General features: G+C 69.2%; 28 protein-coding genes. 18 read left to right on the top strand and 10 right to left on the bottom strand.

Features of this window, described 5'->3' with window-relative positions; translation table 11 throughout:
- Window positions 1-83: 83 nt before the first annotated feature.
- Entirely contained in the window at window positions 84-695 is a 612-nt protein-coding gene (locus ACZYZ3_RS08525) for a hypothetical protein (RefSeq protein WP_463963388.1), read from the bottom strand.
- Window positions 696-989: 294 nt separating this feature from the next.
- Between ACZYZ3_RS08525 and ACZYZ3_RS08520 the strand changes: the two genes are divergently transcribed.
- Window positions 990-1769 (top strand): GntR family transcriptional regulator, encoded by a 780-nt coding sequence (locus tag ACZYZ3_RS08520; protein WP_463963387.1) that lies wholly within the window; start codon window positions 990-992, stop codon window positions 1767-1769.
- Here the strand turns inward: ACZYZ3_RS08520 and ACZYZ3_RS08515 are convergent.
- From ACZYZ3_RS08515 to ACZYZ3_RS08505, 3 genes are read right to left on the bottom strand one after another with little or no spacing between them, the layout of a single operon-like run.
- Window positions 1766-2308 (bottom strand): hypothetical protein, encoded by a 543-nt coding sequence (locus ACZYZ3_RS08515; protein ID WP_463963386.1) that lies wholly within the window; start codon window positions 2306-2308, stop codon window positions 1766-1768. The two genes, ACZYZ3_RS08520 and ACZYZ3_RS08515, sit on opposite strands and share 4 nt — an antisense overlap.
- Window positions 2295-3233 carry a cytochrome c biogenesis CcdA family protein gene (locus ACZYZ3_RS08510; protein ID WP_463963385.1) on the bottom strand — a complete coding sequence of 313 codons (939 nt, stop codon included), beginning with the start codon at window positions 3231-3233 and terminating at the stop codon, window positions 2295-2297. Before ACZYZ3_RS08510 ends, ACZYZ3_RS08515 begins: the two co-directional genes overlap by 14 nt.
- Window positions 3233-3988 carry a DsbA family protein gene (locus tag ACZYZ3_RS08505; RefSeq protein WP_463963384.1) on the bottom strand — a complete coding sequence of 252 codons (756 nt, stop codon included), beginning with the start codon at window positions 3986-3988 and terminating at the stop codon, window positions 3233-3235. The genes ACZYZ3_RS08510 and ACZYZ3_RS08505 overlap by 1 nt, the downstream gene beginning before the upstream one ends.
- 255 nt (window positions 3989-4243) lie before the next feature.
- Here ACZYZ3_RS08505 and ACZYZ3_RS08500 point away from each other — a divergent pair, with 255 nt between their 5' ends.
- A complete protein-coding gene (locus ACZYZ3_RS08500) occupies window positions 4244-4669 on the top strand; it encodes a DsrE family protein (protein ID WP_463963383.1) in 426 nt (141 codons plus the stop codon).
- 37 nt (window positions 4670-4706) lie between these two features.
- Here the strand turns inward: ACZYZ3_RS08500 and ACZYZ3_RS08495 are convergent, their stop codons facing one another.
- Window positions 4707-5252: a hypothetical protein gene (locus ACZYZ3_RS08495; protein ID WP_463963382.1), complete on the bottom strand. Its 546-nt coding sequence runs from the start codon at window positions 5250-5252 to the stop codon at window positions 4707-4709.
- Window positions 5249-6583 carry an MFS transporter gene (locus tag ACZYZ3_RS08490; RefSeq protein ID WP_463963381.1) on the bottom strand — a complete coding sequence of 445 codons (1335 nt, stop codon included), beginning with the start codon at window positions 6581-6583 and terminating at the stop codon, window positions 5249-5251. The genes ACZYZ3_RS08495 and ACZYZ3_RS08490 overlap by 4 nt, the downstream gene beginning before the upstream one ends.
- Window positions 6584-6702: 119 nt before the next feature.
- Between ACZYZ3_RS08490 and ACZYZ3_RS20540 the strand changes: the two genes are divergently transcribed.
- Window positions 6703-6822: a DUF8730 family Cys-rich protein gene (locus ACZYZ3_RS20540; RefSeq protein WP_498049686.1), complete on the top strand. Its 120-nt coding sequence runs from the start codon at window positions 6703-6705 to the stop codon at window positions 6820-6822.
- A 217-nt stretch (window positions 6823-7039) separates the two neighbouring features.
- Complete coding sequence (locus ACZYZ3_RS08485; protein WP_463963380.1) at window positions 7040-7639, top strand: LacI family DNA-binding transcriptional regulator; 600 nt, start codon at window positions 7040-7042, stop codon at window positions 7637-7639.
- A gap of 15 nt (window positions 7640-7654) precedes the next feature.
- Here the strand turns inward: ACZYZ3_RS08485 and ACZYZ3_RS08480 are convergent, their stop codons facing one another.
- Complete coding sequence (locus ACZYZ3_RS08480; protein WP_463963379.1) at window positions 7655-8035, bottom strand: helix-turn-helix domain-containing protein; 381 nt, start codon at window positions 8033-8035, stop codon at window positions 7655-7657.
- Window positions 8036-8213: 178 nt separating this feature from the next.
- Between ACZYZ3_RS08480 and ACZYZ3_RS08475 the strand changes: the two genes are divergently transcribed.
- From ACZYZ3_RS08475 to ACZYZ3_RS08465, 3 genes are all read left to right on the top strand, one after another.
- Window positions 8214-9737 (top strand): SulP family inorganic anion transporter, encoded by a 1524-nt coding sequence (locus ACZYZ3_RS08475; protein WP_463963378.1) that lies wholly within the window; start codon window positions 8214-8216, stop codon window positions 9735-9737.
- Window positions 9738-9885: 148 nt separating this feature from the next.
- The gene (locus tag ACZYZ3_RS08470) at window positions 9886-10326 is read left to right on the top strand and encodes a protein-tyrosine phosphatase family protein (protein WP_463963377.1); all 441 of its coding nucleotides are present in this window, start codon (window positions 9886-9888) and stop codon (window positions 10324-10326) included.
- A gap of 207 nt (window positions 10327-10533) precedes the next feature.
- Entirely contained in the window at window positions 10534-11274 is a 741-nt protein-coding gene (locus ACZYZ3_RS08465; RefSeq protein WP_463963376.1) for a Type 1 glutamine amidotransferase-like domain-containing protein, read from the top strand.
- Window positions 11275-11287: 13 nt separating this feature from the next.
- On the opposite strand, the gene ACZYZ3_RS08460 is transcribed toward ACZYZ3_RS08465, so the two are convergent.
- Entirely contained in the window at window positions 11288-12394 is a 1107-nt protein-coding gene (locus ACZYZ3_RS08460; RefSeq protein ID WP_463963375.1) for a GTP pyrophosphokinase, read from the bottom strand.
- 222 nt (window positions 12395-12616) lie between these two features.
- Here ACZYZ3_RS08460 and ACZYZ3_RS08455 point away from each other — a divergent pair, with 222 nt between their 5' ends.
- The 10 genes from ACZYZ3_RS08455 (at window position 12617) to ACZYZ3_RS08410 (ending at window position 22834) form a co-directional block, all read left to right on the top strand.
- A complete protein-coding gene (locus tag ACZYZ3_RS08455; protein WP_463963374.1) occupies window positions 12617-13411 on the top strand; it encodes an alpha/beta hydrolase fold domain-containing protein in 795 nt (264 codons plus the stop codon).
- Between the two features lie 43 nt (window positions 13412-13454).
- Window positions 13455-14846 carry a TrkH family potassium uptake protein gene (locus ACZYZ3_RS08450; protein WP_463963373.1) on the top strand — a complete coding sequence of 464 codons (1392 nt, stop codon included), beginning with the start codon at window positions 13455-13457 and terminating at the stop codon, window positions 14844-14846.
- Complete coding sequence (locus ACZYZ3_RS08445) at window positions 14839-15534, top strand: potassium channel family protein (RefSeq protein WP_463963372.1); 696 nt, start codon at window positions 14839-14841, stop codon at window positions 15532-15534. Before ACZYZ3_RS08450 ends, ACZYZ3_RS08445 begins: the two co-directional genes overlap by 8 nt.
- A gap of 78 nt (window positions 15535-15612) precedes the next feature.
- Window positions 15613-16962, top strand: a complete 1350-nt coding sequence (nhaA, locus tag ACZYZ3_RS08440; RefSeq protein ID WP_463963371.1) for a Na+/H+ antiporter NhaA — start codon at window positions 15613-15615, stop codon at window positions 16960-16962.
- 179 nt (window positions 16963-17141) lie between these two features.
- Entirely contained in the window at window positions 17142-18515 is a 1374-nt protein-coding gene (locus ACZYZ3_RS08435; RefSeq protein ID WP_463963370.1) for an MBL fold metallo-hydrolase, read from the top strand.
- 62 nt (window positions 18516-18577) lie between these two features.
- A complete protein-coding gene (locus ACZYZ3_RS08430) occupies window positions 18578-19579 on the top strand; it encodes a carbohydrate kinase family protein (RefSeq protein ID WP_463963369.1) in 1002 nt (333 codons plus the stop codon).
- Window positions 19580-19588: 9 nt separating this feature from the next.
- Complete coding sequence (locus tag ACZYZ3_RS08425; RefSeq protein ID WP_463963368.1) at window positions 19589-20101, top strand: YbhB/YbcL family Raf kinase inhibitor-like protein; 513 nt, start codon at window positions 19589-19591, stop codon at window positions 20099-20101.
- A gap of 428 nt (window positions 20102-20529) precedes the next feature.
- The gene (locus ACZYZ3_RS08420) at window positions 20530-21348 is read left to right on the top strand and encodes an HAD family hydrolase (protein ID WP_463963367.1); all 819 of its coding nucleotides are present in this window, start codon (window positions 20530-20532) and stop codon (window positions 21346-21348) included.
- A 232-nt stretch (window positions 21349-21580) separates the two neighbouring features.
- Entirely contained in the window at window positions 21581-21829 is a 249-nt protein-coding gene (locus ACZYZ3_RS08415) for a hypothetical protein (RefSeq protein WP_463963366.1), read from the top strand.
- Between the two features lie 261 nt (window positions 21830-22090).
- Window positions 22091-22834, top strand: coding sequence for a glycerophosphodiester phosphodiesterase family protein (locus ACZYZ3_RS08410; protein WP_463963423.1), 744 nt, complete (start codon window positions 22091-22093; stop codon window positions 22832-22834).
- A gap of 16 nt (window positions 22835-22850) precedes the next feature.
- Here ACZYZ3_RS08410 and ACZYZ3_RS08405 read toward each other — a convergent pair whose 3' ends face one another.
- Both ACZYZ3_RS08405 and ACZYZ3_RS08400 read right to left on the bottom strand, forming a co-directional pair.
- Window positions 22851-23912 (bottom strand): ADP-dependent NAD(P)H-hydrate dehydratase, encoded by a 1062-nt coding sequence (locus tag ACZYZ3_RS08405; protein ID WP_463963365.1) that lies wholly within the window; start codon window positions 23910-23912, stop codon window positions 22851-22853.
- A complete protein-coding gene (locus ACZYZ3_RS08400) occupies window positions 23890-24639 on the bottom strand; it encodes a histidine phosphatase family protein (RefSeq protein ID WP_463963422.1) in 750 nt (249 codons plus the stop codon). The genes ACZYZ3_RS08405 and ACZYZ3_RS08400 overlap by 23 nt, the downstream gene beginning before the upstream one ends.
- 146 nt (window positions 24640-24785) lie before the next feature.
- Between ACZYZ3_RS08400 and ACZYZ3_RS08395 the strand changes: the two genes are divergently transcribed.
- A complete protein-coding gene (locus ACZYZ3_RS08395; RefSeq protein WP_463963364.1) occupies window positions 24786-25910 on the top strand; it encodes a glycerate kinase in 1125 nt (374 codons plus the stop codon).
- Window positions 25911-25940: the final 30 nt, after the last annotated feature.

Genomic DNA, 25940 nt, shown 5'->3' with positions numbered 1-25940 from the left:
GGGTTTTCTTGTCATGGCTGCTTCCCGCCCCGGCGCTGTCTTGACAGCGTGGCGGGGCTTATCGGGTGAAAGGCGACGGGCGCCTAGGACACGAGCGGAAGCAGGGGAGGCCCGCGGTGGCGCATCACCAGCAGAGGCGCGCCGAGGTTGCGCAGCGGCCTGACGGGCCGGTTGGCGGGCAGGGTGGCCGGGGCCGGGCGCACCGGCAACGGCTGGAAAAGTGGGAGGAAGAAGGCCGTCACGCGCAGGCGCATCGCCTGAAGCAGACGGACGACGGCGGACTCGCCGCGGCGCAGGATGGCCACGGTCAGGACGGCAGCAACGGCGTGGCCCAGCCACATCAGTGGCGACGCATGGTCCGCCGCGGAGGAGAGGAGCGTACCGGCAGGTTCCAGCGCGGTCGAGTGGGCCAGGTGGCCGCCGGCCGGGGCGCTGGAGCCATGCGGCGCCGCCGCTCCGCCGAACAGCCAGTGGAAGAGTCCCTGGCTCAGGCCCACCCCCGCCGAAAGCCGCCACAGGGACAGCCCGCGGCCGGTAAGGGCGGTACAGGCAAGACCGGACAGTGCCAGGGTTAGCAGGAGAAGGGGAAGTTCGGGGGCGTTGCCGCCGGCCAGGACGTGCGACCCGGCCGCGATGGAGGTGGCGACGACGGCGCCGATCCAGCCGCGAACAAGGCGCAGGCCGCGTGCCGTCATATTTCCTCCTTGCTCACGGGTAATTCTACAGGCTGTCGAAGATGCCTTTGAAGCCACCGGGGGTCAGCGACGTCACCGCCGGCGCAGGGAACTGGGGGCCGCCGGGGATTGTCCCGTCGGCGCCGAGCGGTGAAACACAGGTGGACGCCAGTATCTCACATACCCTTGGGGGTATAAAAGCTGCCGGGGCGGAATCGGACACGAGCAGGGGCATCCGGCGCGGAGGCCAAGGCTGTGTCATGCAGTAACGTCGTAATGCCAGCAGCTTTGTGGAGTGGATCGGTCGGGAGCGATGTGAAGGATGACCAGGGGCCAGCGCGCGATTCCCGCGCGAAGGGTGCTGCTGAACGGACCAAGGGCAGCCCGCTCTGGAGAACCGTCAGCGCCGAGCTCCTGCAGGAAGTCCTCGCTGGGGAGTTTGTGGCAGGGTTCCCAGGCGAACTGGAACTGGCCCAGCGCTATGGAGTGAGCCGGGGCACGATCCGGGCCGCCCTCAAGCCCCTGCGCGACGCCGGCCACATCACCGCCCACCCCGGAAAGAAGCCCACGGTGGTTGCCGGAAGAAGTACGGCTTACGGGCCGATCTACAGCGTCCTGGCGTCCATCCGGGAGTCCGGAATGACACACCGCAGTGTGGTTCTGGAGCAGCACCTGGTGGTGAACCCGGAGGTGGCGGCAAAGCTTTCCCTGCATTCGGACGCGGAGCTCTTCCACCTCTCGCGGGTCCGCCTCGCCGACGGTGAACCGGTCGGCCTGGACCAGGTCTGGCTCCCCGCAGCGACCGCCGAGAACCTCCTGGAAGCAGACTTCCGGGACGCGTCCCTTTACGGGGAGCTCGACCAGCGCTGCGGCGTCGTGCTGGACGGCGGTACGGAGCAGCTCACTGCCGTGCTCGCCACTCCCGAACACGCGGCACTGCTCGGGTGTCCGGAGGGTTCCCCGCTGTTGTTGATCGAGCGGACCGGCTGCCACCGGGCGCGCGACCTCGAATTCCGGCGCAGCTATGTCCTGGGCGACCGCGTGGCAATTGCGACCGCCTTCGGCTGCAAGGCCACTCCGTCCCGTCGGGACTAAGCGGCCGCAGGCGTGCGAGGCACGGGGCAGCGATCCTCAGAGGTTGCCCTCTTCACGAACGCCCACAGCAGCAGGGCGATGGAGAGTCCCGCCAGCAGGGGCTGTATCGGTTCGAAGTACTGCATGGCCCCGGAAGTGCCGAGTGCCAGCAAAACGAGCTTGTTGCAGACCGGGCAGCCCACGGCAAAGAAGGAAACGATGGTGCCGGCAGCCCCGAACCGGCCGTTGCTGTCGGACTCGCCGGCGGCCGCCCCGCCGCCGGCGGCCGCCCCGCCGCCGTCCGTCCCACCGCCGGCCGAGGGTTCACGCAAAACATAGGTGGCCAGCAGCAATCCGGTGAGGACGGCCGTGACGCCAAGGACCGGGAAGGACCACCAGGTCGGCGGGACCTCGCGGCTGAAAAGCGGCGTGTCGATCAGGTCCGTGGGCACAGCCACCACGAGGTAGGTAAGAGCGGCGGCAACAGCCGCGGCCAGCCAGCGCCGCGCAGGCCACTGCGCCAAGGCGGGTATCAAGGCTTCGTATTTACTGCGGATCATCGGGCATCCCTGTCTTTTGTCGGCCCGGGCCAACGGCACTGGCGGCCCGGGGGGTCGAGGACTCCGGCGCACTCTGTCGGTCGACGGCTCCGGGGGCGTTTCGGGGGGTGATCGCCGGTTCGTTTCGCCGGCTCTTGAAATACAGTGCGACGCCGATGGCGAGAACGAGGGTTGCGGCCCCGGCGACGACAAGGTCGGGGATGCCGGCGGCAGCCTCGGTGGCGGCCGACTCTGCCCGGAACTGCTCCTGGACCGTCAGCACGCCGCCTAGCCCCGCCGTCCCGTCGCTGACCAGCAGGAGCACGCCGATGCCGACGGAAATGAGCCCGGAAATGATCATCAGCCAGGAGTTCGACCACGGCCCGATGGTGAACGGACGCGGCCGCAACCAGCGGCGGCCGGAGATGCCCAGCCGGTCCCACACGAGGGCCAGGACAAAGAGCGGCAGGGCCATTCCGAGCGCGAAGACGGCCAGCAGCGCGCCACCGTAGAAGGCGTTGCTGCCCACTGCCGCCACGGTCAGGATGGAGCCCAGGATGGGCCCGGTGCAGACCCCGGCGACGCCGTAGACCGTTCCCAGGGCGAAGACGGACAGCCGGGATGACCCGGTGCCGGCAGTGGGCGTGAGGGCCGAGGGCAGCCGGATTGCGGCGATCTGGGCGACGCCCAGGAGGATCACCAGGGCCGCTGAAACGCTGATCAGGACTGGCCGGTGTTGCGTGACGAGGGAACCGAGCACCCCGGCAAAGATGCCCAGCGGCACCAGGGTGCTCAGCAAGCCCAGGTAGAACAGCCCCGTCCGTGCCACTAGCCGGCTCTTGGTGGAGAAGGCGTAGGCAAAGAAGGCCGGCAACAAGAGTGCTGAACATGGGCTCAGCAGGGTAAGGACGCCGCCTAGGAACGCGCCGGCGTAGCCGATATCCATCAGTTGCCCCCGGCCGATTTCAGGGCGGCTTCGACCGCCTTCTCAAAGGTGGCCAGCGGCTGCGCACCAACGAGTGGGGTGTCGTTGACAAGGAAGGTGGGGGTGCCGGTGGCGCCCAGGGCCGCGGCCTCCTGGGCATCCTTTGACACAGCGGCCTTGAGCTCTGCGGAGTCAAGGTCCGCTTCGAACTTCTTCAAGTCAGGGACTCCGGCGTCACCGGCAAGCTGGATCAGCCGCTCCCGGGGCAGCTTGGCGTGGCCGCGTTCCGGCGCGATGGCGAAGACGGCCTTGTTGAATTCCCAGAACCGTCCCTGCTCGCCCGCCGCGCGTCCGGCGACGGCGGCGGCGGATGATTCCGCCCCAAAGACCGGCAGGTCACGCCACTCCACTCTCAGGTCGCCACTGTCGACGTATTTCGCCACCAGCGGAGGAAGGGTGTCTTGGGAGAAGAGCGCGCAGAAGGGGCAGCGGTAGTCCGCGTACTCCACCAGGACCACCGGGGCATCCGGGCTTCCAATCGCAGTCGGATCGTCCGCTATCCGGCGGGACATGTCCAGTTTTTCGCCGGCGGGGCTCTTAGGGTCCTGGGACCCCTGCTGTTGTTCGGTGGCGTCTCTTTGGGCCGCTCCACCTTGGTAGGACAGCAGTCCCACGAACAGCAGCAGCACTGCGATGCCCAGTGCCGGCAGGACGAACGATGCGGTGCGGCGGCGTGGCTTCGCGGCTGCAGCCTCGGGCTTGATCAGCGTGGGCATCCGGGCTCCTCAAGCGTTCCGGTGACGGAACGAAATGTTTAGACATTTAGTAATGTGCGAGGCTACGTCACCTGCGCGCCGTTGTAAAACGCAGGAAATCCCGCGGCAGCACCCCGGCCGGGAGCCTGGACCGCTCACGGCCTGCCCGCCATTGGAGGAATGTTTGTACATTTCCGCACCGCGGCCGCTAGCATGCAGGAAACGGCCCGGACCGGCTCTGAAGCGGGCGGGTCCGTCCGCGCCAAAGGAGATTATGTGTCTGATGTTGCAGCCGACAACCGTTCCGGGGGCGCCGCTGAAAACGGCCGGCCCCGCCCGGCGGATCATCCAGACCCGGGCCGGCCGGGTCTCGTGGCCCATTCGGCCGGCCCTTTGCCGGACGGGGCCCTGGCCGGGGCGCTGAGGAGCAGCCAGAACGCCGTTGCAGCGCTCGGACCAAAGGTGCCCGTCGAGGCTGTCTTCCAGGGACCCGGTGTGGCCCTCCTGGCGGAGGGCTCGGCCTGCGGCGATGCCATCTCCAGTGCTGTCGCCAGCGGCGTCCGGGTGCTGGCCTGCGGGAACAGCCTGCGTTCGGCGGGGGTCCCGGCAGAGGGCCTGCTGCCCGGCGTCGGAATAGTTCCGGCGGCCATCGCCCATCTCGCCAAACGTCAATGGGAGGGCTGGGCCTACGTCCGCCTCTAACCAGTGACCGGCCGTCCAGCGCCCGGCGGCTGCCGGATTAGCCCCGGGGCCGCGGTTTGGTCGGGAACAGCGGGCGGCAGTCGGTGCAGACGTCGACGTCGGCATCCGGTGATCCGCTGCGGCCGAGGGTGACCTTGCGCTCCAGCTCCAGGCGGCCGTGCAGGGCCCATGCCATCACGGCCAGGGACAGGATGCCGACGGCGATTTGGGCTGCCGGAAGCGCCTCCCTCGCTGAGCTGGCCCACACCACGCCGAAGAGGCCCAGGACGGGCCAGCGCAGATCGCACAGCGTGGCGGCTGCGCCGATCGGCGCGTTTACGTAGCTGCCCGCCAGGAGGCCAACCACAACCGACCCCGCACCCACCAGGGCGTAGCCCGTCCAGCCGGTGCCGGTGCCGGCAATCATGCCGTTGGCGGCCATCAGGAAGACGGCGGCGATGCCGGCGGCGACGACGGTCGCCGCCACCCGTGACCGGGACCAGCTGCGGAGCACCTGCGGGAGCTGCCGGACGCGGTTTGGTTCGGCGGGTGCCTGCTCCGTGCCCGGGGGGAGGCGCTCTTCGGGCTTGCTGTTGACTGTCATGGCTGTTCCTGTTCCTGTTCCTGTTCCTGTTCCTGGACGGGGCGTCGTGGTTGCCGTGCGGTCCAGATGATCACGGTGACCACCAGGGCGATGGAGAGGAAGCCGAGCCCGGAATACCCGACGGCGGCCAGTACCGGGCCGGCCAGCGCGCCGCCGGTCGCCCCGGCTGCGTTCATGCTCAGGTCCGAAACGCCCTGGATCGCCGGCCGGTCCTGCACATGGGCCGACTCGGCCACCAGGGCAGAACCGGCAACCACCGAGGCGGACCAGCCCAGCCCCAGCAGGATCAGGCTCGCGGTCACGGCGGTTCCGGAATCCGGTGCGACGCCGGCCAGCACCAGCGAAACCAGCAGCATGCCCTGGCCCAGCAGGATGGTTGGCAGCCGCCCTGCCTTGTCCGCCATCCAGCCGAAAACGGGCGACAGGGCGTACATGCCGGCGATGTGCAGGCTGATCGTCAGGCCGACCACCGTCAGGCTCGCCCCGTGGTCGCGCAGGTGCACCGGTGTCATGGACATGAGCGCCACCATCGTGGCGTGGCTGAGGGCGACGGCTGCCACGGCGTACCGCGCCCTGGGGTTGCTTCGCAGAATCCGCAGGCCGCTCTTGGGCTGCGGTGCTTCCAGGTCGGGCACGCGGGAGGCCATCGCGGTGAGGAGGGGGTCAGGCCGCAGGCCGGTCGCATAGACGACGGCGGCCGCGAGCTGGGCTGCCACGGAGAAGGCAAACGCGCCGGTCAGCGGGGGCAGGCCAAGGGCGGCGCCGACGCTCTCGCCGGGGCCGAAGAGGTTCGGGCCCAGGACGGCGCCGATCGTGGTGGACCACACCACGATCGAGAGGTCCCGGCCGCGGGACCCGGGGCGGGAAAGGTCGGTGGCGGCGAATCGGGCCTGCAGATTCACGGCGGAGCCCGCACCGAGGAGCATGAGGCCCAGCAGCAGCAGCGGAAAGACGCCCAGCGCGGCTGAGGTGATAGCCGTGACGGCGCCCGCGCCGGCAATCAGGGCGCCGGTGGAGAGTGAGATCCGCCGGCCGCGGGCCTGGGCAAGCCGGGCCAGGGGGACGGCGGCGAAGGCGGCGCCGAGGGTGCTCATGGTGGCGGCCATGCCGGACCACGCGTTGGACCCGGAGAGCTGGGCGGCCAGCAGGGAGCCGAGGGAAAGCGTCGCTCCCATGCCGATGCCGCCAAGGATCTGGCCGCCGACGAGGACGGAGACCACACGCCGCTGGAGGCGCTGGTTTTCCAGTCCGGGCGGGGCGGTGGGGGCGATGTGCCCGGGCGTGTTGGCCTGGTCCGGCGTCGAGCCTTCCGGCAGTTTTTGCGTATCCATGCTGGTCCTTCGGGCTCCCGGGTAGCTCCCCTGCGGCCGGGGACTCCTTCAATATACCCTATGGGGTATTATTGCTGTATCAGGTGCGGCACCCGCTGCACCCCGAAATTGGAGTTCATATGTGCGCTGCAGTTCGTTGTAATCGTTGTGGAAAAATCACCTGGGCCGGCTGCGGCGAGCACGTCGACTCGGTCATGGCCGATGTGCCCCAGGACCAGCGCTGCACTTGCGGCAACTAAGCCAACAAGCCTCTCAACGGTAAGGCGCACGCGCCGCCGCCGTCCGGATAAACACCAACGCGGGGTCACTTCGCGCCCGTCCAAGGCCTCAGGATGGGCGCGAGGTGACCCCGCGTTGGGGTTGGGGGATAGAGTTCACAGGGGGCGTCCACCCCCAGAACGAAGCTTTTCAGCAACCGCCGCTAATCCGTGGCGAAGAAGTACCCGGGAGTCACCAGTGCGGCACGGATCCAAGCCCACCATCCGCGACGTTGCGGAGATGGCAGGAGTGTCCCTGACCACGGTCTCCTACGTGTTGTCCGGCCGCCCCGGCGGGAATACTCGGATCAGCCAACCCACGCAGGACCGCGTCCATGCCGCGGCCCGCGTGCTCGGGTATGTGCCCAACCGGGCCGCCCGCGGGATGCGTCGCGGACGCACCGACGTCGTGGCCGTGGCGATCACCGACCTCGACGATTCCCGGGACCGTGCGCTTGCCGCGGCGGCCGCCAGGATCCTGCCCCCGCACGGCTACCAGCCGGTCATCCTGGTGGGCGCAAGCTGGCGGCAGTTCATGCTCGCCGGCGGGGCCGACGGCGTCATCCTCGGCTCGGTGCCGGCGGACCGCGCCGCCGTCGACGTCGAGACGATGGCGGAACTCGTCGGGCGCGGCGTCGCCCTGGTGGTGTTCTCGGACGCCTTGCAGCCGGACGGTGTCGATATCCTGGCGCAGGGGACTGCCGGGACTGCCGGGACTGCCGGGACTGCCGGGACGGCGGAAGCCGAAGCGCTCGTCGAGCAGGCCGTCGCGGCGTTGATCGGCCGGTTGCGTGCCTGAGCTGAGTCGTGGCTGCTAGGCGCCGAGGCGGCGCAGCATGGAGATGAAGTCGTCCGCCTGTGCCAGGTTGCGGGCCATTTTGGCGCGCTGGTGTGCTGCCTGTTCCAGGATTTCCGCGATCCGGACGGCGGACCCCGGTGCGCCCGGTCCGTCCGTGAGCAGGCCCAGGATCTCGGCCATTTCCTCCAGTGGGAACCCCAGCGGCTTCATCTGCTTGATGACCATAAGCCGTTCGAAATCATCCTGCGAGTACACCCTGAAGCCGCCGTCCGTCCGCGCTGTCGCGGGCAGGAGTCCCACGTCGTCATAGTGGCGGATGGTCCGCAGGGACAGTCCGGTCCGCTCGGCCAATTCGCCGATGTGCATGGTGCTGGCGCTGCTGGTTTTGGCCGTCATCAGGGTCTCCGTCCTGTTCGGATTTAAACCCTACCATCACGTTAGGGTAGGGTTTGGATAGTGGGGTTGAGAACTTTCAGACTGGTTTCCCCCTTGCCGGCGCGGCGCTGCGCCCCTCATTCATTAGCAAAACGGAGCCGCTGACGCGCGTCTTCTTGACCATGATCGGAGCCAGAAAATGGCCGTCACCAAAGCCGAACACCCCCCGGTGTTCACCCCGGAACAACTTCAGTCCGTCCGGGGAACCCTTAAGTCACCGCGCCGGCTGAAGACCGAGGTCCTCGCCGGATTGGTCGTCGCCCTGGCCCTGATCCCGGAGGCGATCGCGTTCTCGATCATTGCCGGAGTCGATCCGCGCCTGGGGCTGTTCGCCTCCTTCACGATGGCCGTCACCATCGCCTTTGTCGGCGGCCGCCCGGCGATGATTTCCGCGGCCACCGGTGCGATTGCCCTCGTCATCGCCCCGCTGGTGAAGTCCCACGGGGTGGATTACTTCATCGCCGCCGTGATCCTCGCCGGTATCTTTCAGATCGTCCTGGGCCTCTCCGGCGTCGCGAAACTCATGCGGTTCATCCCGCGCTCGGTCATGGTCGGCTTCGTCAACGCCCTGGCCATCCTGATCTTTCTGTCCCAGGTTCCTGAGCTGCTGGGTGTCCCGTGGCTGGTCTACCCGCTCGTTATCCTTGGCCTGGTCATCGTGTTCGGCCTGCCGAAGCTCACCAAAGCCGTGCCGGCCCCGCTCGTCGCGATCGTGGTCCTCACTCTGATCACCGTGTTCGCCGCCGTCGCGGTTCCGACCGTGGGCGACAAAGGCGAACTCCCTGATTCCCTGCCGTCACTGTTCATCCCCAACGTGCCGTTCAGCCTCGAGACCCTGCAGATCATCTTCCCCTTCGCCCTCGCCATGGCGTTCGTTGGGCTGCTCGAATCCCTCATGACGGCCAAGCTCGTCGACGACGTCACGGACACCCGATCCCACAAGACCCGCGAGGCCTGGGGCCAGGGCGTCGCGAACATTGTCACCGGCTTCTTCGGCGGCATGGGCGGCTGCGCGATGATCGGCCAGACCATGATCAACGTCAAAGCCTCCGGCGCGCGGACCCGGATCTCCACGTTCCTCGCCGGTGTCTTCCTGCTCATCCTGGTGGTGGTCCTGGGTGACATCGTCTCCCTGATCCCCATGGCCGCTCTGGTGGCCGTCATGATCTTCGTCTCGGTCGCGACCTTCGACTGGCACAGCATCCACCCCCGCACCCTCAAGGTGATGCCCAAGAGCGAGACCATCGTCATGGTTGCCACCGTGATCGTCACCGTCGCCACCCACAACCTCGCGATTGGCGTCGGCGTTGGCGTGCTCGTGGCCATGGTGATGTTCGCCCGCCGGGTCGCCCACTTCGTCACGGTCGAACGGTCCGTCAAGACCATTGGCGGCCACGAAACAGCAACCTACGTGGTGGACGGCGAGCTGTTCTTCGCCTCCTCCAACGACCTCTACACGCAGTTTGAATACGCGCTGGACCCCGAGCACGTGGTCATCGACATGCACGCCTCCCACCTCTGGGATGCCTCGACGATCGCCGCCCTGGACGCCATCACCGCGAAATACCGCCACCACGGCAAGGTCGTGTTGATCATCGGGCTCAACGACGCCAGCATCCTGATGCGCGAACGTCTCGGCGGAAAGCTCGGCGCCGGCCACTAGGCTGCGCTCCAGCCCAGTTACTTCTGTCAGGACCCGGAAAAGTCCGGCTTGCCCCCGGATTCGCAGTGTTTTCCGGGTGCGGCCGTGGAGTAACCGGGCAGGAACGCAGGCGGTGCGTGTTGCCGGCGGAAGGTCTACGCTCAGAAACATGACGCAGACCTGGGACCCGGACCGGGGCGGAGTCCTGGAACTGCCGTCCGGCCGACTCATCCGCGGCCGCGGGCTGCTCAAGCCGCTTCCTGCGGGGCCGCGACCCGAGTTTGGCCTGTACCTGCTGGGACGGCGCCCGGCCCCGGTGCCGTGGGATTCGCGGTGGGTCCGCTGGCGGGACCTGCGCCTGCCGGTCGACGACGCCGACACCCTGGACGCGCTCCAGGAGGCCTGGCGCCGGGCCGAGACCGAGCGGGTGGAAGTCGCCTGCTGGGGCGGCCGCGGCCGGACCGGCACCGCCCTGGCCTGCCTCGCGGTCCTGGACGGCGTGCCGCCCGCGGAGGCCGTCGCCTTCGTGCGGGAGCGCTACCGCCGGGGCGCCGTCGAAACTCCGTGGCAGCGAAAGTACGTCGCACGGTTTCAGGGCCCCGGGGCATAAGATGCCAGCTGCAACCCGGCGACAAGGCCACACGATTGGCGCCGACGATCATGCCTCCTGGGTCGACAACGCCGCTTGCCTCACCTACGCCCGCAGTTAGGGCAGCCGCCGACTTTTTCCGGCTGGCTCGCCGGAAACCTGCCGGGCGATTCCGCGGGCTTGGGTAGTCTCAGAGCCGAGACAGTATTCCCGACCCAGGAGAATTTCATGGCTGCCGGAAGTCCGACCATTCTTGCGACCTCCGGGGGATACAAGCCGGGGGAGCGGACCCGCCTGGAGTTCAACAAGCTGGTCCATCACGCCGTGGATTTGTCCGGTGTCACCGGGCGGACGCCCAGGGTTGCCCACGTCGGCACCGCCAGCGGCGATCAGCGGTGGTTCAACAACGAAATCAGCGAAGCGGGCAACGCTGCCGGCTTCCAGCTCACGCATCTGAACCTGTTCACCATGCCCAACGTTGCCAACGTCGAGGAATACCTGCTCGGCCAGGACCTCGTCTGGGTCAACGGCGGTTCCGTCGTCAACCTCCTCGCCGTCTGGCGCGCCCATGAGTTGGACTCGATCTTCCGGCGCGTCTGGGAAGCCGGGGTGGTGTTGGCCGGCGTCTCGGCCGGGTCGATCTGCTGGTTCAATGGCGGGACCACCGACTCATTCGGGCCCGAGCTGCGCGCCGTGGACAACGGACTGGGACTGCTTCCCTACGACAACGGGGTCCATTACGACTCCGAAGCCGCACGGCGCCCGCTCGTGCACCGCCTGGTGGCGGACGGAACCCTGGGGGAGACCCACTGCACCGACGACGGCGTGGGCCTGCTCTACCGCGGGACCGAACTGGTCGGGGCGGTCACCGAAACGCCCGGCAAAGCCGCCTACCGGGTTCGGCTGGTCCACTCCGGGGACTCAACCGCTGACGTGCTCGAGGAACGCCTGGAGCCAACCGAACTGTAGGGACGGCGTTCCGCTACCCCTGGGTCAGGCGGTAGCGCTCGATCTGCTTGAGCCGCCGCTGGAGGCTGTCGCGCCGCGGGTGCGGGACGGCGTCGGCCGCTTCGGCGGTGAGTTCGATGTGTTTGGTGCCGTACTGCCACAGCAGCAGGTCATCGAGGAGCCGGTCCGGTCCGGGGGAGTAGCGGTGGTCCAGGGCCCTGCGGACCTCGGTGATCCGGTTGGCGCTGAGCAGCCCGGCCAGCTGCATGGTCTGGTTGAGGCCGTGGGCGGCCATCAGTTCGGCAGCCCAGCCCCAGTCGTCGTCGACCTTCCGGTCCACGTGCGGCAGCAGCGTGCGCCAGACGTCGCGGATCCGGTTCGGCGTGAGCTGCGTGGCGCCTTCGCCGTCCATGTCCCAGTAACTGCGGACCTCTTCGTAGCGTTCGTGAAGGTCAGCGAACGCACCCTCCACGGTTTCCAGCATTGCGGCGGTGGCGGTGAACTGGCGGTCGAAGTGCGGGGTCCAGGCCCGCGGGTCCTCGGCCTTGAAGCGGATGTCGTGCTCGATCTCGCTCCAGGCGTGCGCGAACACGGTGCGGATCTGGCATTCGAAGAAGTAGCTGCCGTTCGACTGGACCTCCGAGTTGAAGACCTGTTGGTACTCCTTGACGGCCTCGTTCTGGATGGTCCGCAGGATCAGGTGGCGGCTGGAATAGCCGTAGGTCCCCGACTCGATCGAGCCGATGTCCTTCTCGCGGTCGCCGCGGCAGTCAAAGAGCTGGCGCTGGCGCTTGATCAGGTTGGCCACCACCGCGTTTTCCGCCGGCAGCTTCGTGATCACCCGGATCCCCACCATGTCATTCAGGGTCCGGAACGGATCCGGGAACTTCAGCACGGGCGGGCCGCCCGGTTCCAGCGGCTCCTCAATGCGGGAGATCTTTTCGCGGAAGGATTCGACCGTCTTCGTGCGGCCGGTAACGAACAACGGCGTCACCTCGGTGCCCTTGAGCATGCTCCGCAGCGTCAGCAGGACCTCGCGGGTGACCAGCTTCAGGGCAGGGCGCACCCGCTCGTAGAGTTCCACGTTTTCCTGCACGGACTCGCGCAGTTTCGGGTCCAGTCGATCCCAGTTGCTCGCCATGCATCCAGCTTACGGCCGGGGTGCGACGGCGGAGGGGGTGACACCCCCGCACGGATAGGCCCGGGAACCCGGGCCGGTGCCGCCTTACGCCGTGCCGCGCAGCGCTCAAGGTAGGCTCCTCATATGGCTGATGTGCGGCGTCGGGCTTTGATCGCGGCCGCAGCGACGGTGACTTTGGGGGCAGCCACCGCCGCCTGTTCACCGGGCCCCAAGGAGGACACTGTGAAGCGGCATAGGTACAGCTACGGCGACGATCCCAGCCAGTGGGGGGAGCTCTTCCTGCCGGCGGCCGACGGCACCAAGGGCGTGGTGGTGGTCATCCACGGCGGCTACTGGCGCTCGCAGTACGGCGCGGAACTCGGCGAACCCCTGGCCAAGGACCTCGCGGCGCACGGCATGGCCGCCTGGAACCTGGAGTACCGCCGGGCCGGGAACGGCGGCGGCTGGCCCCATACCTTCTCCGACTTGCTCGCCGGAATCGACAAGCTCGGCGACGTCGCCGGCGAACATGGCCTCGGCCTGGACCGGGTCGTGGCGCTGGGACACTCCGCGGGCGGGCACCTTGCGGTCTGGGCTGCGGGACGGGCCCGACTCGCCCAGCTCGGCGCCCCGGACGCGGACCGCCAGTTGCTGCGCAGGGGCGACGCCGGCGCGGTGCACCTGACCGGCGTCGTCAGCCAGTCCGGGGTCCTCAACCTCGCCGAAGCCGAACGCCTGAACCTCAGCAATGGCGCGGTCAGTAACCTGCTGGGCGGCTCCTCCGAGAGATACCCGAAACGGCATAAGTATGCGGACCCGATGAGCGCAGTGCCGCTGACGGTCCCCGTCTATGCCGTCCACGGCACGGACGACGACGACGTTCCCGCCAGCCTGTCGGACACCTACGCGGCAGCGGCCAAGTCCGCCGGAGCCCCGATCCAGCTCCTGAAGGTCCCGGGCGACCATTTCGCCCTGATCGACCCGAAGGCCGCCGCCTACCGGAAGTGCCGCGAACTCGTGCAGCTGCTGCTCGGCTGATTCCCGTCCGCAGCGGCCGGTGCCCGGTGGTAGCGTGGCGCCTATGCAAGTCGAAGTTCCCGCGGTTCCGCGCGCCCTGGCTGCGGGCCTCACCCGGTTCCTCCGCGTGTTCGCGCCGCGCCACCCGGCCCAGGTGATCGTAATGGGCTTCGCCGCTGCCGTCGCCGTGGGGACCGGGCTGCTGCTGCTCCCGGTGGCCAAGGCAGGCGGAGGCGGGGCCAGCCTGCTGGAGGCGCTGTTCACCGCCACCTCCGCCGTCTGCGTCACCGGCCTGATCACCGTGGACACACCCGTCTTCTGGAGCGGCTTCGGCCAGGTGGTCATCCTGGTCCTCATCCAGATCGGCGGCTTCGGCGTGATGTCCTTCGGCACGCTACTCGGGGTCCTGACCGCACGCCGGCTGGGCCTGAAGTCCCGGATATCCGCCGCCACCGAAACGAAGAGCAGCGGCTTCGGTGACGTGCGCCGTGTGCTGGTCGGCGTCCTGCTCATCAGTGTGGCCGTGGAAACCGCGCTGGCGCTGATCCTCACGGTCCGCTTCATGGCCGGGTACGGCTATGCGCTGGGCGAGGCGCTCTGGCATGGCGTATTCCACTCAATCTCATCCTTTAACAACGCAGGGTTTGCCTTGTACTCGGACAACCTGATGGGGTTCGTCGGCGATCCCTGGATCTGCCTGCCGATAGCCGCCGCCGTGATCATTGGCGGACTCGGGTTCCCGGTCCTCTTCGAACTCGGCCGCCAGTACCGGCGTCCTATCCACTGGAGCATGAACACCAAACTCGTCCTCGTCGGCTCGGGGCTCCTCCTGGCCGGCGGGACCGTCTTCCTCACCGCCGTCGAATGGGCCAACCCGGCGACCCTGGGCGGCCTCCATCCTGCCGAGCGCATGCTGGCCGGCTTTTTCCAGTCGGTCATTACCCGCACCGCAGGCTTCAACAGCATCGACATCGCCCAGATGAATCCCGTGTCCTGGCTGGGCATGGACATCATGATGTTCATCGGCGGCGGCCCGGCAGGCACGGCCGGCGGCCTGAAAATCACTACGTTCGCCGTTCTGTTCTTCATTCTCAGCACCGAGCTGCAGGGCGGAACGGCCGTGAACGTCTTCGGCAAGCGGCTTTCCCGCGCGGTGCACCGCCAGGCCATTACCGTAGTGCTGCTGGCGATCGCCCTCGTCACCGGCTCCACGATGTTCCTGATGCTGATCACCGACTTCGGACAGGAACGGATTCTGTTCGAGGTCATTTCGGCCTTCGCCACGGTCGGGCTCTCCACCGGCATCACCGCCGGCATGCCGCCCGCCGGCCAGCTCGTGCTGATCCTGCTCATGTTCGTCGGGAGACTGGGTCCGGTCACGCTGGGCGCAGCCCTGGCCCTGCGCGAACGACCCCTGCTCTTCGAGTACCCCAAGGAAAGGCCCCTCATTGGCTAGGAATATCTTCTCGTCCCACTCCGCTGCCGCCAGTGACAAGGCGTCCTCGGTGGTGGTCATCGGCCTGGGCCGCTTCGGCGGCTCGCTGGCCCTGGAACTGGAGGCGCAGGGTACCGAGGTGCTCGGCATCGACGCCAGCGCAGAAATTGTCCAGTCCTACAACGGGCGACTCACCCACGTGGTCAGGGCCGACTCCACCAAGGAAGAGGTGCTGCGCCAGCTCTCGGTCCATGAATTTGACCGTGCCGTGGTCGGCATTGGCTCGGACATCGAAGCCAGCATCCTGACCACATCGCGGATCCTGAAGTTCCAGCGTCCCCAGATCTGGGCGAAGGCCATTAGCGAACCGCACGCCGAGATCCTGGGCCAGCTCGGCGTCGAGCACGTTATCCGGCCCGAACACGACATGGGCAAGCGCGTCGCACACCTGGTCCTGGGCTCGATTCTTGACTATGTGGAATTCGAGGACGACTTCGTCATGATCCGCACCAGCCCGCCGGCCGCCGCCCGCGACCGGCCGCTGGGCGTGCTTGCGCTCCGGGACAAGTTCGGCGTCACCATTGTGGCCGTGAAACGACCCGGCGGCACTTGGGGCCATACCACCGCTCAGACGGTGCTTTACGACGACGACCAGATCATCGTCCAGGGCAGGAAAGCCAAGGCCGAACGGTTCAGCACCATGCAATGACCCACTAGACTGGGTTGCAGGTGCGCCGGGAAGTCTGGTCGGCATAGTTCTGTCGACCCAACTTTTAGGACTCCCCGCATGAGCCCCACGCCTCCCCCCACCCGGCCGCGCATGACGATCTTCGGCCGTGGCAGCTACGCCGAATCCCTCCGGATCGGAGAGATCCTCCGGAAGGAGACCGTCGGCGGCGCCCTTCTGGTTGCCGCCGCCGTGATCGCCCTGGTCTGGGCCAACTCGCCGGTTTCCGAGAGCTACTTCGCCCTGCGGGACTTCAAGTTCGGTTACGAACCGTGGCATCTGGAACTCAGCCTGGGCGCCTGGGCGGCCGACGGGCTGCTGGCGATCTTCTTCTTCCTGGTCGGACTCGAACTCAAACGTGAGTTCGTCGCCGGGGACCTGCGGCAGCTGAACAAATCGATCGTTCCGGTTGCAGCGGCCGCCGGCGGGGTGATTATCCCGGCGCTGATCTACATGGTCGTCAACCTCGCAAGCCCGGAGACCCTGCGCGGCTGGGCCATCCCCACCGCCACGGACATCGCCTTCGCCGTCGCCGTGCTGGCCATCATCGGCTCGCATCTGCCCAGCGCCCTGCGGATCTTCCTGCTGACCCTTGCCGTGGTGGATGACCTGATCGCCATCACCATCATCGCCGTCTTCTACACCAGTGACCTCCAGCTGGCACCGCTGCTGCTCGCCCTGATTCCGCTGGCCCTTTACGCCTTCCTGGCGCATAAGTACCGGCGTTTCTTCGGGATGAAGGCCCCGGCCGCGTGGCTGATTCTGCTGCCCATCGGTGCGGTTGCCTGGGCCCTCGTCCATGCCTCGGGAATCCACGCCACCGTCGCCGGTGTACTACTCGGCTTCGCGGTTCCGGTCCTTCGCTCCCAGGCCAGCGGCGGCCCGGAGGCCGGTCCGGGACTCGCGGAGATCTTCGAGCACCGGTTCCGCCCAATCTCGGCCGGCGTCGCCGTGCCGATCTTCGCGTTCTTCTCCGCGGGTGTGGCCGTAGGCGGCTGGAACGGGCTGGTTTCGGCGCTGACCGACCCGGTGGCCGTCGGCATCATCATGGCGCTGGTTCTCGGCAAGCCCATCGGCATCATGGGCACCACCTGGCTGCTCACCAAGGTCACCAAGGCCCGGCTGGACACCAGTTTCAAGTGGATTGACGTCTTCGGAGTGTCCCTGCTGGCCGGCATCGGCTTTACCGTCTCGCTCCTGGTGGCCGAGCTGAGCTTCGGCCAGGGCAGTGTCCCCGACGACCACGCCAAGGTGGGCATTCTGGCGGCATCCGTGCTGGCCGCCCTGCTGGCCATGTTGGTGCTGCGGACCCGGAATCGGCAGTACCGGGAGGTCCAGGAAGCGGAGAGCGTCGACGCGGACATGGACGGGATTCCCGACGTCTACCAGCAGGACGACCCCGCACGGTAGCCCCGCCGGGCCGCGCCGGTTGGGCGGCACGGTTGGGCGGCACGGTAGCCCCGCCGGGCCGCGCCGTTCTGCTGTGACGGACCAAGGGGTTGCGTTCATACCCCAGGGGGTTTGATCATGGAGTGTGCGCAGCCGGCCGCCCCGCGGCCGACCGTTCCTTGACCAGCCAGGAGTGAATCATGGACGTCATTGTCATTGAGACCACCGAACTCGGGGACCGCAGCTACCTCGTCCATGACGGCTCCGTGGCGCTGGTCATCGACCCGCAGCGGGACACGGACCGCGTCGACGAGGCCGCCCGCGAAGCCGGCGTGATCATCACGCATGTCGCCGAAACGCACATCCACAACGACTACCTCACCGGCGGCCTCGAACTGGCCCGCACGCACGGCGCGATGTACCTCGTGAACGCCGCCGACCCGGTCGAATTCGAGCGGCAGCCGATCACGGACGGGCAGACCGTCCGGGTCGGTGCGCTGACGGTCAAGGCCGTCGCTACCCCCGGGCACACCCACACCCACCTGTCCTTCATCGTTGACGACGGCCGGCAGCAGGCCGTCTTCTCCGGCGGAAGCCTGCTCTACGGCTCGGTCGGACGTACTGACCTTGTCGGCGCCGGGGACACGCTCGGCCTGACGCATGACCAGTACACTTCCGTGCGCCGTCTCGTCGGGGAGGCCACACCCGAAGCCGCCTTGTTCCCGACCCACGGGTTCGGCTCGTTCTGCTCCTCCGGCCCGGCCAGCGGCGCCGGATCCTCCACCATCGGCGAGCAGCTCACCAGCAACCACGCCCTGACGGACCCGGACGAGGACCATTTCGTCCAGGAACTCATCGCGAACCTCACGGCCTATCCGTCGTACTACGCCCACATGGGCGTCGCCAACACCGCCGGCCCCGGCCCGGCGGACCTGACCGTGCCGGAGGCCCTCGACGCCACGGAACTCATGCGCCGGCTGGAGGACGGCGAGTGGGTGGTGGACCTGCGCCGCCGCGTGGCCTTCGCCAGCAACCACCTGCTGGGCAGCGTGAGCTTCGAATACGGCACCAACTTCAGCACCTATCTGGGCTGGATCCTGCCGTGGGGCGAGCAGCTGACTCTCGTGGGATCCCGCGAGGACGTGGAAAACGCCATCCGCGACCTTTCCCGGATCGGCATCGAGTCCCCGGATGCCGCGCTTGGAACGGACCCGCATGCCCTGGCGCCCCGCGCAGCGCTGGCCTCCTACCCCCGCGTGGACTGGGACGGGGTACTCGCCGGCCGGTCTCCCGGCGACATGGTCGTCGACGTGCGGCGGGCCGACGAGTACGCCGCCTCGCGGGTGGCCGGAGCGGTCAATGTCCCGCTGCATGAACTGCTGCGGCGGCTCGATTCCGTCCCCGCAGGGAAGCTATGGGTGCACTGCACCTCCGGCTACCGGGCAGGCATCGCGGCCAGCCTGCTGCAGCGCGCCGGCAGGGACGTGGTCCACATCGACGCGGATTTCGACGAGGCCGGGCCCGCCGGCATCCCGGTGGACAGCGCCCCCGGCTCCGCTGCCTTCCCGGCCTGAACGGAACAGCCGCGCACCGAAACACTGGGGCGCCGTTCCCCGTTCTCTGGCAGAGTATGAGCATGCTCACAGTTATTGGCGAGGGCCTGGTCGATGTGGTCCAGCGTTCCTCCGGTGTCCAGGCCCATGTCGGCGGCAGCCCCCTTAACGTCGCCGTGGGGCTGGCCCGGCTGGATCATCCGGTGCAGTTCATCGGCCGCTACGGCCGCGACGCCTACGGCGAATCGCTGGCCGCCCACCTGAAGTCCAGCTCGGTACTGCTTCCGCTGGCCCCTGACGGGCTCCCGACGTCCGTCGCCACCGCCCTGATCGACGACGACGGCGCCGCCAGCTACACTTTCGAGCTCGCCTGGGAACTGCCCGGACTCGCGGACCGGCTGCCGCTCATGCTGCAGGCAACAACGCTCCTGCACACCGGCTCGATTGCCACCATGCTGGCTCCCGGGGCCGCAGAGGTGCTGGCCGCCGTCGAGCACGCCCATCCCTCGGCGACCATCAGCTTCGACCCCAACTGCCGACCCAGCATCATCACCGACGTGGACTACGCGCGCCGGCAGGCGGAGAAATTCGTCACCCTGGCGGACGTGGTCAAGGCCTCGGACGAGGACCTCGAATGGCTCTACCCGGGCGAGAATCCGCTGGACTCGGCCCGGCGCTGGCTGAAACTCGGCGGCTCGGAGGGCCCGGCGATGGTGGTGGTCACCCGCGGCGCCGAAGGCCCCTGGGGCGTGAATGCCGCCGGCGAGGCGCACTTCCCGGCGCCGTCCGTGATGGTCGCGGACACCGTCGGCGCCGGGGATTCCTTCATGGCAGCGCTGCTCTCCGGCGTGGTGGACCTGGGCCTGGCCGGGGCGCAGAACCGCAACGACCTGCGCGAGCTTTCCGCCGAAAGCCTCCGTGGCCTCCTCGCCCACGCCGCGCGTGCTGCCGCCGTCACGGTGTCCCGGGCCGGCGCCAACCCGCCCACCCGTGCGGAACTGACCCGGACGGAGCAGCGCGCGCAGGCTCCCCACGCCACGGACTCCCGCAGTGACCCTCAAAGTGCAGAACTCCCCAGCAACTGAAAGGCAGCCATGGCACACCACGATGCCCCGTCCTTCCGCGTCAGCAGTGAGTCATTCCAGGACGGCCAAACCCTGCCGACGGCCCAGCGCGGCGCCTCTACCGGGGCCGGGGCCAAGGACGAGTCCCCGCAGCTGACCTGGCGAGGCGCGCCGGCCGGAACGCGGGGCTACGCCGTCACGGTGTTCGACCCCGACGCCCCCGGCCACGGTGGCTTCTGGCACTGGGCCGTGCTGGACCTCCCCTCGGACATCACGTCCCTGCCGGCCGGGGCAGGCTCACGCCAGGGCGGACACCTGCCGCCGGGCGCCTTCCAGCTCAAGAACGACGGCGGCAGTACCGGCTATCTGGGGGCTGCCCCGCCCCGAGGCCATGGCCCGCACCGGTACATCGTGACGGTCCACGCCCTCGACATCGCGACTTCCGGGTTCGATGCCGGAGCCCGCCCCGCCAAGCTCGAAGCGCATCTCGCCCCCCACACCCTGGCCAAGGCAAGCCTGACCGGCATCTTCGAACGCCACTAGCCCCGGGCCGCCGTCTACGTCGGTCGCAAGCGCCCCAGCCACGCCGGCGCCGCAGCCACCCCATCGCCGCTGCCCCCGCCCTGGCCGTCGCCGCAGCCACCCCGGCCCCGGCCGTCGAATTCGCCGCTGCCGCCCCCGCCCCGGCCGTCGAATTCGCCGGAAGCCTGCCCGCTCGCCGTAACGTTCCGGCGACGGGGCACCGGTCCCACGATTTCGACGTCGGCCGGCCGCCACGCCAGCCGCCACCACTACCTGCCCCCTCCACCGAATTCGCTGGAGACCTGCCCTGTCGCCGTAACGTTCCGGCGACGGGGCACCGGTCCCACGATTTCGACGTCGGCGCGCGCCGGTTCGGGCAGGCGCGGGCCGCTGTAGGCGACGTCGCGCGCCGGGAAAGCGCCCCGGCACCGCCAACGTAGACTGGCAGTATGCGGCTGGTAGCAAGTGACATCGACGGAACGATCCTCGGCCACGACGGCAAGATCAGTGACCGGACCGTCCGGGCGTTCCACGCGTGCCGGGACGCCGGCGTCGAACTGGTCTTCGTCACGGGCCGCCCTCCGCGTTGGCTTCACCCGCTGCAGGACCGGCTGGGCCACTCCGGAACCGTCATTTGCTCCAACGGCGCTGTCGTCTGGGACCTTGAGGCCGACCGCCTCGTTTCGTCCCGGGGCCTGCAGCTCGACGCCGTCTTTGAGGCACGCCGCATCATCCAGCGGCTGCGCCCTTCGGCCGTCTTCGCCGCCGAGACCCTGACCGGCTTCCACCTGGAACCGGGGTTCCTCAACACCGGCAGCAGCCCGTCGCTGGCCGAGCTCACTCCCGCGCCGCTGCACAGCACCCTTACGGCCTCGGATTCCGTGGTGAAGTTAATGGCCATCGTCCGGGAGGGCACGGCCGATGAGTTCCTGGCTGAGGTGACCCCCGCCGTCGCCCACCTGGCCGCCGCGACGCACTCGGCGCCGAACATGGCCCTCCTGGAGCTGTCCTTGCCCGGTGTGAACAAGGCCGTCACCCTCGCCGAATACGCGGCCACCCTGGGCATCAACGCGGCCGACGTCGTGGCGTTCGGGGACATGCCCAACGACATCGAGATGCTGCGCTGGGCCGGAGACGGCTACGCGATGGCCAGCGGCCACCCGGAGGCAATCCTCGCCGCCGGACAGCAGGCCCCGCACTTCGACGACGACGGCGTCGCGCAGATCCTCGAGGCCAAGCTCGCAGCACTAGGCGCCCGGCTTCGCTGACCAGGGCTTCGCTGACCAGCTTCCGGGATCCAGCGCCCCTGGCCCGGCACCCCCGGCCCGGCTGCCATGACCAGCGCCCCAGCCCCGCACCTACGCCCGCCACCTCGCCAACCCGCCCCGCAGGAGCCGGCCCGCGCAGGCACCGTACTCCCAGCTGGCGGTCAACTGGCGTTCATCTTGGCGTCCTACGTTGGAATCTCACGACGGATCAGCTGACTGACGGTGGGACATCATGGCCAGGTACCGCACGAAAAACATGGACGACACGCCCCTGCGCCCGGCGGCGCCTGACGCGCACTGGAAGAGCCTGCAGCAGGGCGACCGCGTCAGTGTCCGGCTGGCGCCCGGCTACGAAACCGGGGGCCGGGTGGACGCCGTCACGGCGGACCGCACCGCGGTCTGGGTGGACCTCGACGGCGGCCGGGGCCGCACGCTCCTGCACTGCAGCGACGGCGTGATGATCCTCCCGCCCGCCAGCTGATCCAACCCTCCAACGGATCCAGCCCTGCCGGCCCCTTCGCCGGCCGCCCTGCCGGCCCCTTCGCCGGCCGCCCTGCCGGCCCCTTCGCCGGCCGCCGCGTGCCGAGCCGAGCTTTGCCCTGCCGCCCCGCGCCGAGCCGAGCTTTGCCCTGCTGCTCCGTGCGCAGCCGCGCTCGGCTCCGCAGGACTCGGATAGGCTTCAGGAGTGAGCACCCCGCACCCCTTTTTTGCCTCCGGTGACGGTCCGGTACGTCCCGTGGCCATGGCGCACCGGGGCTTCTCCCGGGACGGTCTGGAGAACTCCATGGCGGCGTTTAGCGCCGCCGTCGACCTGGGTTTCCGGCATCTGGAGACGGACGTGCACACCACGGCCGACGGTGTGTTGTTGGTGTTCCACGACGAAACTCTGGACCGGGTCACGGACGGACGCGGCCGGATCTCGGAACTCCCGGCCGAGGCTGTGGCGCGGGCGAGGATAGGCGGCGCGGAACCCATCCCGCTGTTTGAGGAACTCGCCGCGGCGTTCCCGGACGTCCGTTTCAACCTCGACGTCAAGGACTGGAATTCGGTGGACACCGTGGCCGCGGCGATCGAACGGTTCGGCCTGCATGACCGCATACTGATTGCCAGCTTCTCGGACCGCCGGCGCCGGGCCGTGCTGAAGCAGCTGAGCCGCCCCGTTGCGAGTTCGGCCGGCCTTGTGTCCAACGCCCTCTTCGTCCTGCTCGGACCGGTGCTCCCCGCACCCCTGCTTCGCCTCACGGCCGGTCGTGCGCTCCGCGGCGTCGACGCCCTGCAGGTTCCGGTCCGCTACGGCGCCGTGACCGTGGTGACCCCCGGCTTCGTCCGTCGCGCCCACCGGCACGGGCTGCAGGTGCACGTCTGGACCGTGAACGACCCGGTGGAAATGCACCGGCTGCTTAACCTCGGCGTGGACGGGATCGTCACCGACCGCGCGGACCTACTTAAGGAAGTCCTGCAGGAACGCGGCGACTGGAGCGGCTGAGCCCGGTCGGGAAGGCTCAGGAGCCGAGCTCCACCATCAGCGGCGGCAGTTCCTCCGTGAGTTCCCGGGCGAGATAGCCGAGGCCGCCCAGACGGCTCGCGAGCCGGTCGCCGGCGCTCGCATGCAGGTGGGTGCCCCAGCAGGCGGCCTGCCCGTCCGTGGCGCCCCGCGCCCGCAAACCGGCAATCGTCCCGGACAGCACATCGCCGGAGCCCGAGGTGCCCAGGCCGCTGTGGCCGGTGGTGATTTCCCACAGCGATGCCCCCGCTCCAGAGTCCGCCCCGCCGGCAGCCCTGCCGCCCGCCCCGCCGGCTGCCTTGCCGCCCGGCCCGCCGGCAGCCCTGCCGCCCGCCCCGCCGGCTGCCTTGCCGCCCGCCCCGCGGGTTGCCTTGTCGCCGGCCCCGCGGGGCCGCGCGATCACACCCTGGCAGCTCACCACCGCGCCGTACTTCTCCGCGAGTTCCGGCACGTCCCGGGCGAGGTGCCCGGCGTCGCGCCCCAGCAGGATGCCCGCCTCGGTGACGTTCGGGGTCAGGATCAGCCGGCCCGCCCAGGGGCCCAGCTCGCCGGCCAGCTCGGGCAGGCTGCCCAGGGCGAAGGCGTCGAGGATGATGGCCGGCGGCTGCTTCCCCGCGGGCACCTTGAGGAGCCCGCGGAGCAGGGCGGTGGCCTCGTCCTTGTCGTCGAGGCCAGGGCCGATCAGGACCGCGTCCGCGGACTCAACCGCGGAGGCCAGGACAGCGGCTGCCGCGGAGCCCTTGACCGTGCCCGACGCGGTTTCAGGCAGCCTGAGCACGCCCGCCTCGGGCAGCGCGACTGCCAGCTGCACGGCCACGGATTCCGCCACGGCCAGGGTGAGCCGGCCGGCGCCGGAGCGGAGCGCGGCCACTCCGGCGAGCAGCGCGGCGCCCGGCGTCATCCGCGCCCCGCCGATTACCAGCACCGATCCGCGGTCGTCCTTGCCGGAGCCCCCGCCGGGCAACGGCCAGGCCCGCAGCAGGGTCGGCGTCACGGATTCGGGGCGGGCCGACTTCGGCCCGGACCCGGAGGCAGTCTTACCGCGGGTGGACACTGGCATCTCCGGCATGTTCGGTCACGGGGACTCCCTCGCTCATCAGGTGGTCTGCCACGTTGAAGCTTTCCAGCTGCCACGGGCCGGTGCCGCCGGGCCGGACAAAACGGCTCACCGACGCATTGAGAATGGCGGTCGTGGCGGCGATGTCCAGCAGTTCGCGCTCCGTCAGTCTTTCCAGGACGTAGCGGATCAGCAGGATGACCGCGTCGTGGCAGACCAGCAGCACCCCCTGGCCGGGGTACAGGCGGTCCAGATCGGCCAGCAGGGAGCGCAAGCGGAGGACGACGTCGGCCCACGACTCCCCGCCGGGCGGGCGGTAGTAGAACTTGCCCAGCCAACGCCGACGCTCCGCTTCCTGGGGGAGTCGGGCCTCCACCCCGGCCGAGGTAAGCATGTCCAGGATGCCGAGCTCACGGTCACGGAGGCGTTCGTCCAGCAGGACCTGCGTAGTCCAGCCGCCGGTGTGGACTGCCAGTTCCGCCGTCTGGCGCGCCCGGAGATACGGGGAGCTCCACACGGCGGCACGCCCGTCCGCCGGGAACCCGGCGAGCAGGCCGCCCAGCGCCAGCGCCTGCTTGCGCCCGGTTCCGGACAGCTCCACGTCGGCGTCGCGCGCGGGAACATTGATGACGTGTGCCCCGGACTGGTGCGCCAGCGTGGCGGCGACGTTTCCCTGGCTCTCGCCGTGCCGGACGAGAAGAAGCTCGGCCATGCCTGGCAGACCGGTCATTCGCTCGCGGGTCGCAACGTTGTCATTCACTGCTGCCCCCTGGGTCCTTGCTGACTGAAGTGTGGCTGCCACCTTACTACCGGCGCCATCGGCTGTCGCCGGTGTCCCGGCGCCGGCCGCGGCGCCGCGACTGGCAGGATGGACTCATGCGCATTCTGATCGCCCCGGACAAGTTCAAAGGCTCCCTTACCGCCGCCGAAGCCGCCGCCGCCATCGCCGAAGGGGCCCTGCGCGTCTATCCCGACGCCGAGGCCATCCAGTTTCCCGTGGCCGACGGCGGCGAGGGAACCCTCGAGGCGGCCGTCGCGGCCGGGTACGAGGAGCGGCTGAACGCCGTCGTGGGCCCGATCCTGGCACCGGTTGGCGCCGCTTGGGCGATCCGCAAGGATGCCTTCGGCGGGACCACCGCCGTGATCGAAACCGCGCAGGCCTCCGGGCTGGCGCACATGGAACCCACTCCGGCCAACGCCCTGCGCGCGCACAGCTACGGCTGCGGTCAGCTCATCGCCGCCGCCCTCGACGCGGGCGCGACGGAGATCGTGCTGGGCCTGGGCGGCTCGGCCATGAGCGACGGCGGCAGCGGGGCCCTGCGGGCACTGGGCCTCAAACCGCTCGACGCCGCGGGCAATGTGGTGCCGCTGGGCGGCGGCTCGCTCGCCGAGGTGGCGCAGCTCGATGTCAGCGGCCTCGACCCGCGGCTGGGCTCGGTGACGTTCCGGATCGCCGTCGACGTGCAGAACCCGCTCGTGGGCGGCGACGGCGCAGCCCACGTGTTCGGCCCGCAGAAGGGCGCCGACGCGGACGCCGTGGAACGGCTCGACGCCGGGCTCCGCAACTGGGCCTCGGTGCTGCGCCAATCCACCGGCCGGGACGTCAACGTCCCCGGGGCCGGGGCGGCCGGCGGCTTCCCGGCGTCGTTCCTGGCCTTCAGCAACGCGGCGCTGGAAGGCGGCTTCGAACTGGTCGCAGGACTCACCGGGCTGGCCGACAAACTCGCGCAGGCGGATCTTGTAATTACCGGTGAAGGCTCGCTGGATTCGCAGTCGCTGACCGGCAAGGCGCCCATTGCGCTCGCCGACGCCGCCCAAAGCTTCGGCATTCCCGTGATTGTGGTCGCGGGACGGATCCTGGTCACCCCGGAGGACCTCGCCAAGCACGGTGTGGTGGCCGCGGCGCAGCTGCTGGATCTGGCCGGGAGCCCGGACGACGCCGTCGCCAACGCCGCGAAGTACCTCACCTGGGCCACCAGCCAGGTGCTCGAGGGCGCCTGAGCGCCCCGACGCCGGTCTCCCAGGCGCCGG

This window comes from Pseudarthrobacter linnaei (assembly GCF_055412825.1).
Note: the sequence above shows the minus strand (reverse complement) of the source record. Positions and strands in the feature narration are given on the sequence as shown.

What these genes read in the sequence shown, in the direction of transcription:
- ACZYZ3_RS08525 (WP_463963388.1), bottom strand. Translation starts at nt 695, where the DNA reads ATGACGGCACGCGGCCTGCGCCTTGTTCGCGGCTGGATCGGCGCCGTC.
- ACZYZ3_RS08515 (WP_463963386.1), bottom strand. Translation starts at nt 2,308, where the DNA reads ATGATCCGCAGTAAATACGAAGCCTTGATACCCGCCTTGGCGCAGTGG.
- ACZYZ3_RS08510 (WP_463963385.1), bottom strand. Translation starts at nt 3,233, where the DNA reads ATGGATATCGGCTACGCCGGCGCGTTCCTAGGCGGCGTCCTTACCCTG.
- ACZYZ3_RS08505 (WP_463963384.1), bottom strand. Translation starts at nt 3,988, where the DNA reads ATGCCCACGCTGATCAAGCCCGAGGCTGCAGCCGCGAAGCCACGCCGC.
- ACZYZ3_RS08495 (WP_463963382.1), bottom strand. Translation starts at nt 5,252, where the DNA reads ATGACAGTCAACAGCAAGCCCGAAGAGCGCCTCCCCCCGGGCACGGAG.
- ACZYZ3_RS08490 (WP_463963381.1), bottom strand. Translation starts at nt 6,583, where the DNA reads ATGGATACGCAAAAACTGCCGGAAGGCTCGACGCCGGACCAGGCCAAC.
- ACZYZ3_RS20540 (WP_498049686.1), top strand. Translation starts at nt 6,703, where the DNA reads ATGTGCGCTGCAGTTCGTTGTAATCGTTGTGGAAAAATCACCTGGGCC.
- ACZYZ3_RS08480 (WP_463963379.1), bottom strand. Translation starts at nt 8,035, where the DNA reads ATGACGGCCAAAACCAGCAGCGCCAGCACCATGCACATCGGCGAATTG.
- ACZYZ3_RS08475 (WP_463963378.1), top strand. Translation starts at nt 8,214, where the DNA reads ATGGCCGTCACCAAAGCCGAACACCCCCCGGTGTTCACCCCGGAACAA.
- ACZYZ3_RS08470 (WP_463963377.1), top strand. Translation starts at nt 9,886, where the DNA reads ATGACGCAGACCTGGGACCCGGACCGGGGCGGAGTCCTGGAACTGCCG.
- ACZYZ3_RS08465 (WP_463963376.1), top strand. Translation starts at nt 10,534, where the DNA reads ATGGCTGCCGGAAGTCCGACCATTCTTGCGACCTCCGGGGGATACAAG.
- ACZYZ3_RS08460 (WP_463963375.1), bottom strand. Translation starts at nt 12,394, where the DNA reads ATGGCGAGCAACTGGGATCGACTGGACCCGAAACTGCGCGAGTCCGTG.
- ACZYZ3_RS08450 (WP_463963373.1), top strand. Translation starts at nt 13,455, where the DNA reads ATGCAAGTCGAAGTTCCCGCGGTTCCGCGCGCCCTGGCTGCGGGCCTC.
- nhaA (WP_463963371.1), top strand. Translation starts at nt 15,613, where the DNA reads ATGAGCCCCACGCCTCCCCCCACCCGGCCGCGCATGACGATCTTCGGC.
- ACZYZ3_RS08435 (WP_463963370.1), top strand. Translation starts at nt 17,142, where the DNA reads ATGGACGTCATTGTCATTGAGACCACCGAACTCGGGGACCGCAGCTAC.
- ACZYZ3_RS08430 (WP_463963369.1), top strand. Translation starts at nt 18,578, where the DNA reads ATGCTCACAGTTATTGGCGAGGGCCTGGTCGATGTGGTCCAGCGTTCC.
- ACZYZ3_RS08425 (WP_463963368.1), top strand. Translation starts at nt 19,589, where the DNA reads ATGGCACACCACGATGCCCCGTCCTTCCGCGTCAGCAGTGAGTCATTC.
- ACZYZ3_RS08420 (WP_463963367.1), top strand. Translation starts at nt 20,530, where the DNA reads ATGCGGCTGGTAGCAAGTGACATCGACGGAACGATCCTCGGCCACGAC.
- ACZYZ3_RS08415 (WP_463963366.1), top strand. Translation starts at nt 21,581, where the DNA reads ATGGCCAGGTACCGCACGAAAAACATGGACGACACGCCCCTGCGCCCG.
- ACZYZ3_RS08410 (WP_463963423.1), top strand. Translation starts at nt 22,091, where the DNA reads ATGGCGCACCGGGGCTTCTCCCGGGACGGTCTGGAGAACTCCATGGCG.
- ACZYZ3_RS08405 (WP_463963365.1), bottom strand. Translation starts at nt 23,912, where the DNA reads ATGCCAGTGTCCACCCGCGGTAAGACTGCCTCCGGGTCCGGGCCGAAG.
- ACZYZ3_RS08400 (WP_463963422.1), bottom strand. Translation starts at nt 24,639, where the DNA reads ATGACCGGTCTGCCAGGCATGGCCGAGCTTCTTCTCGTCCGGCACGGC.
- ACZYZ3_RS08395 (WP_463963364.1), top strand. Translation starts at nt 24,786, where the DNA reads ATGCGCATTCTGATCGCCCCGGACAAGTTCAAAGGCTCCCTTACCGCC.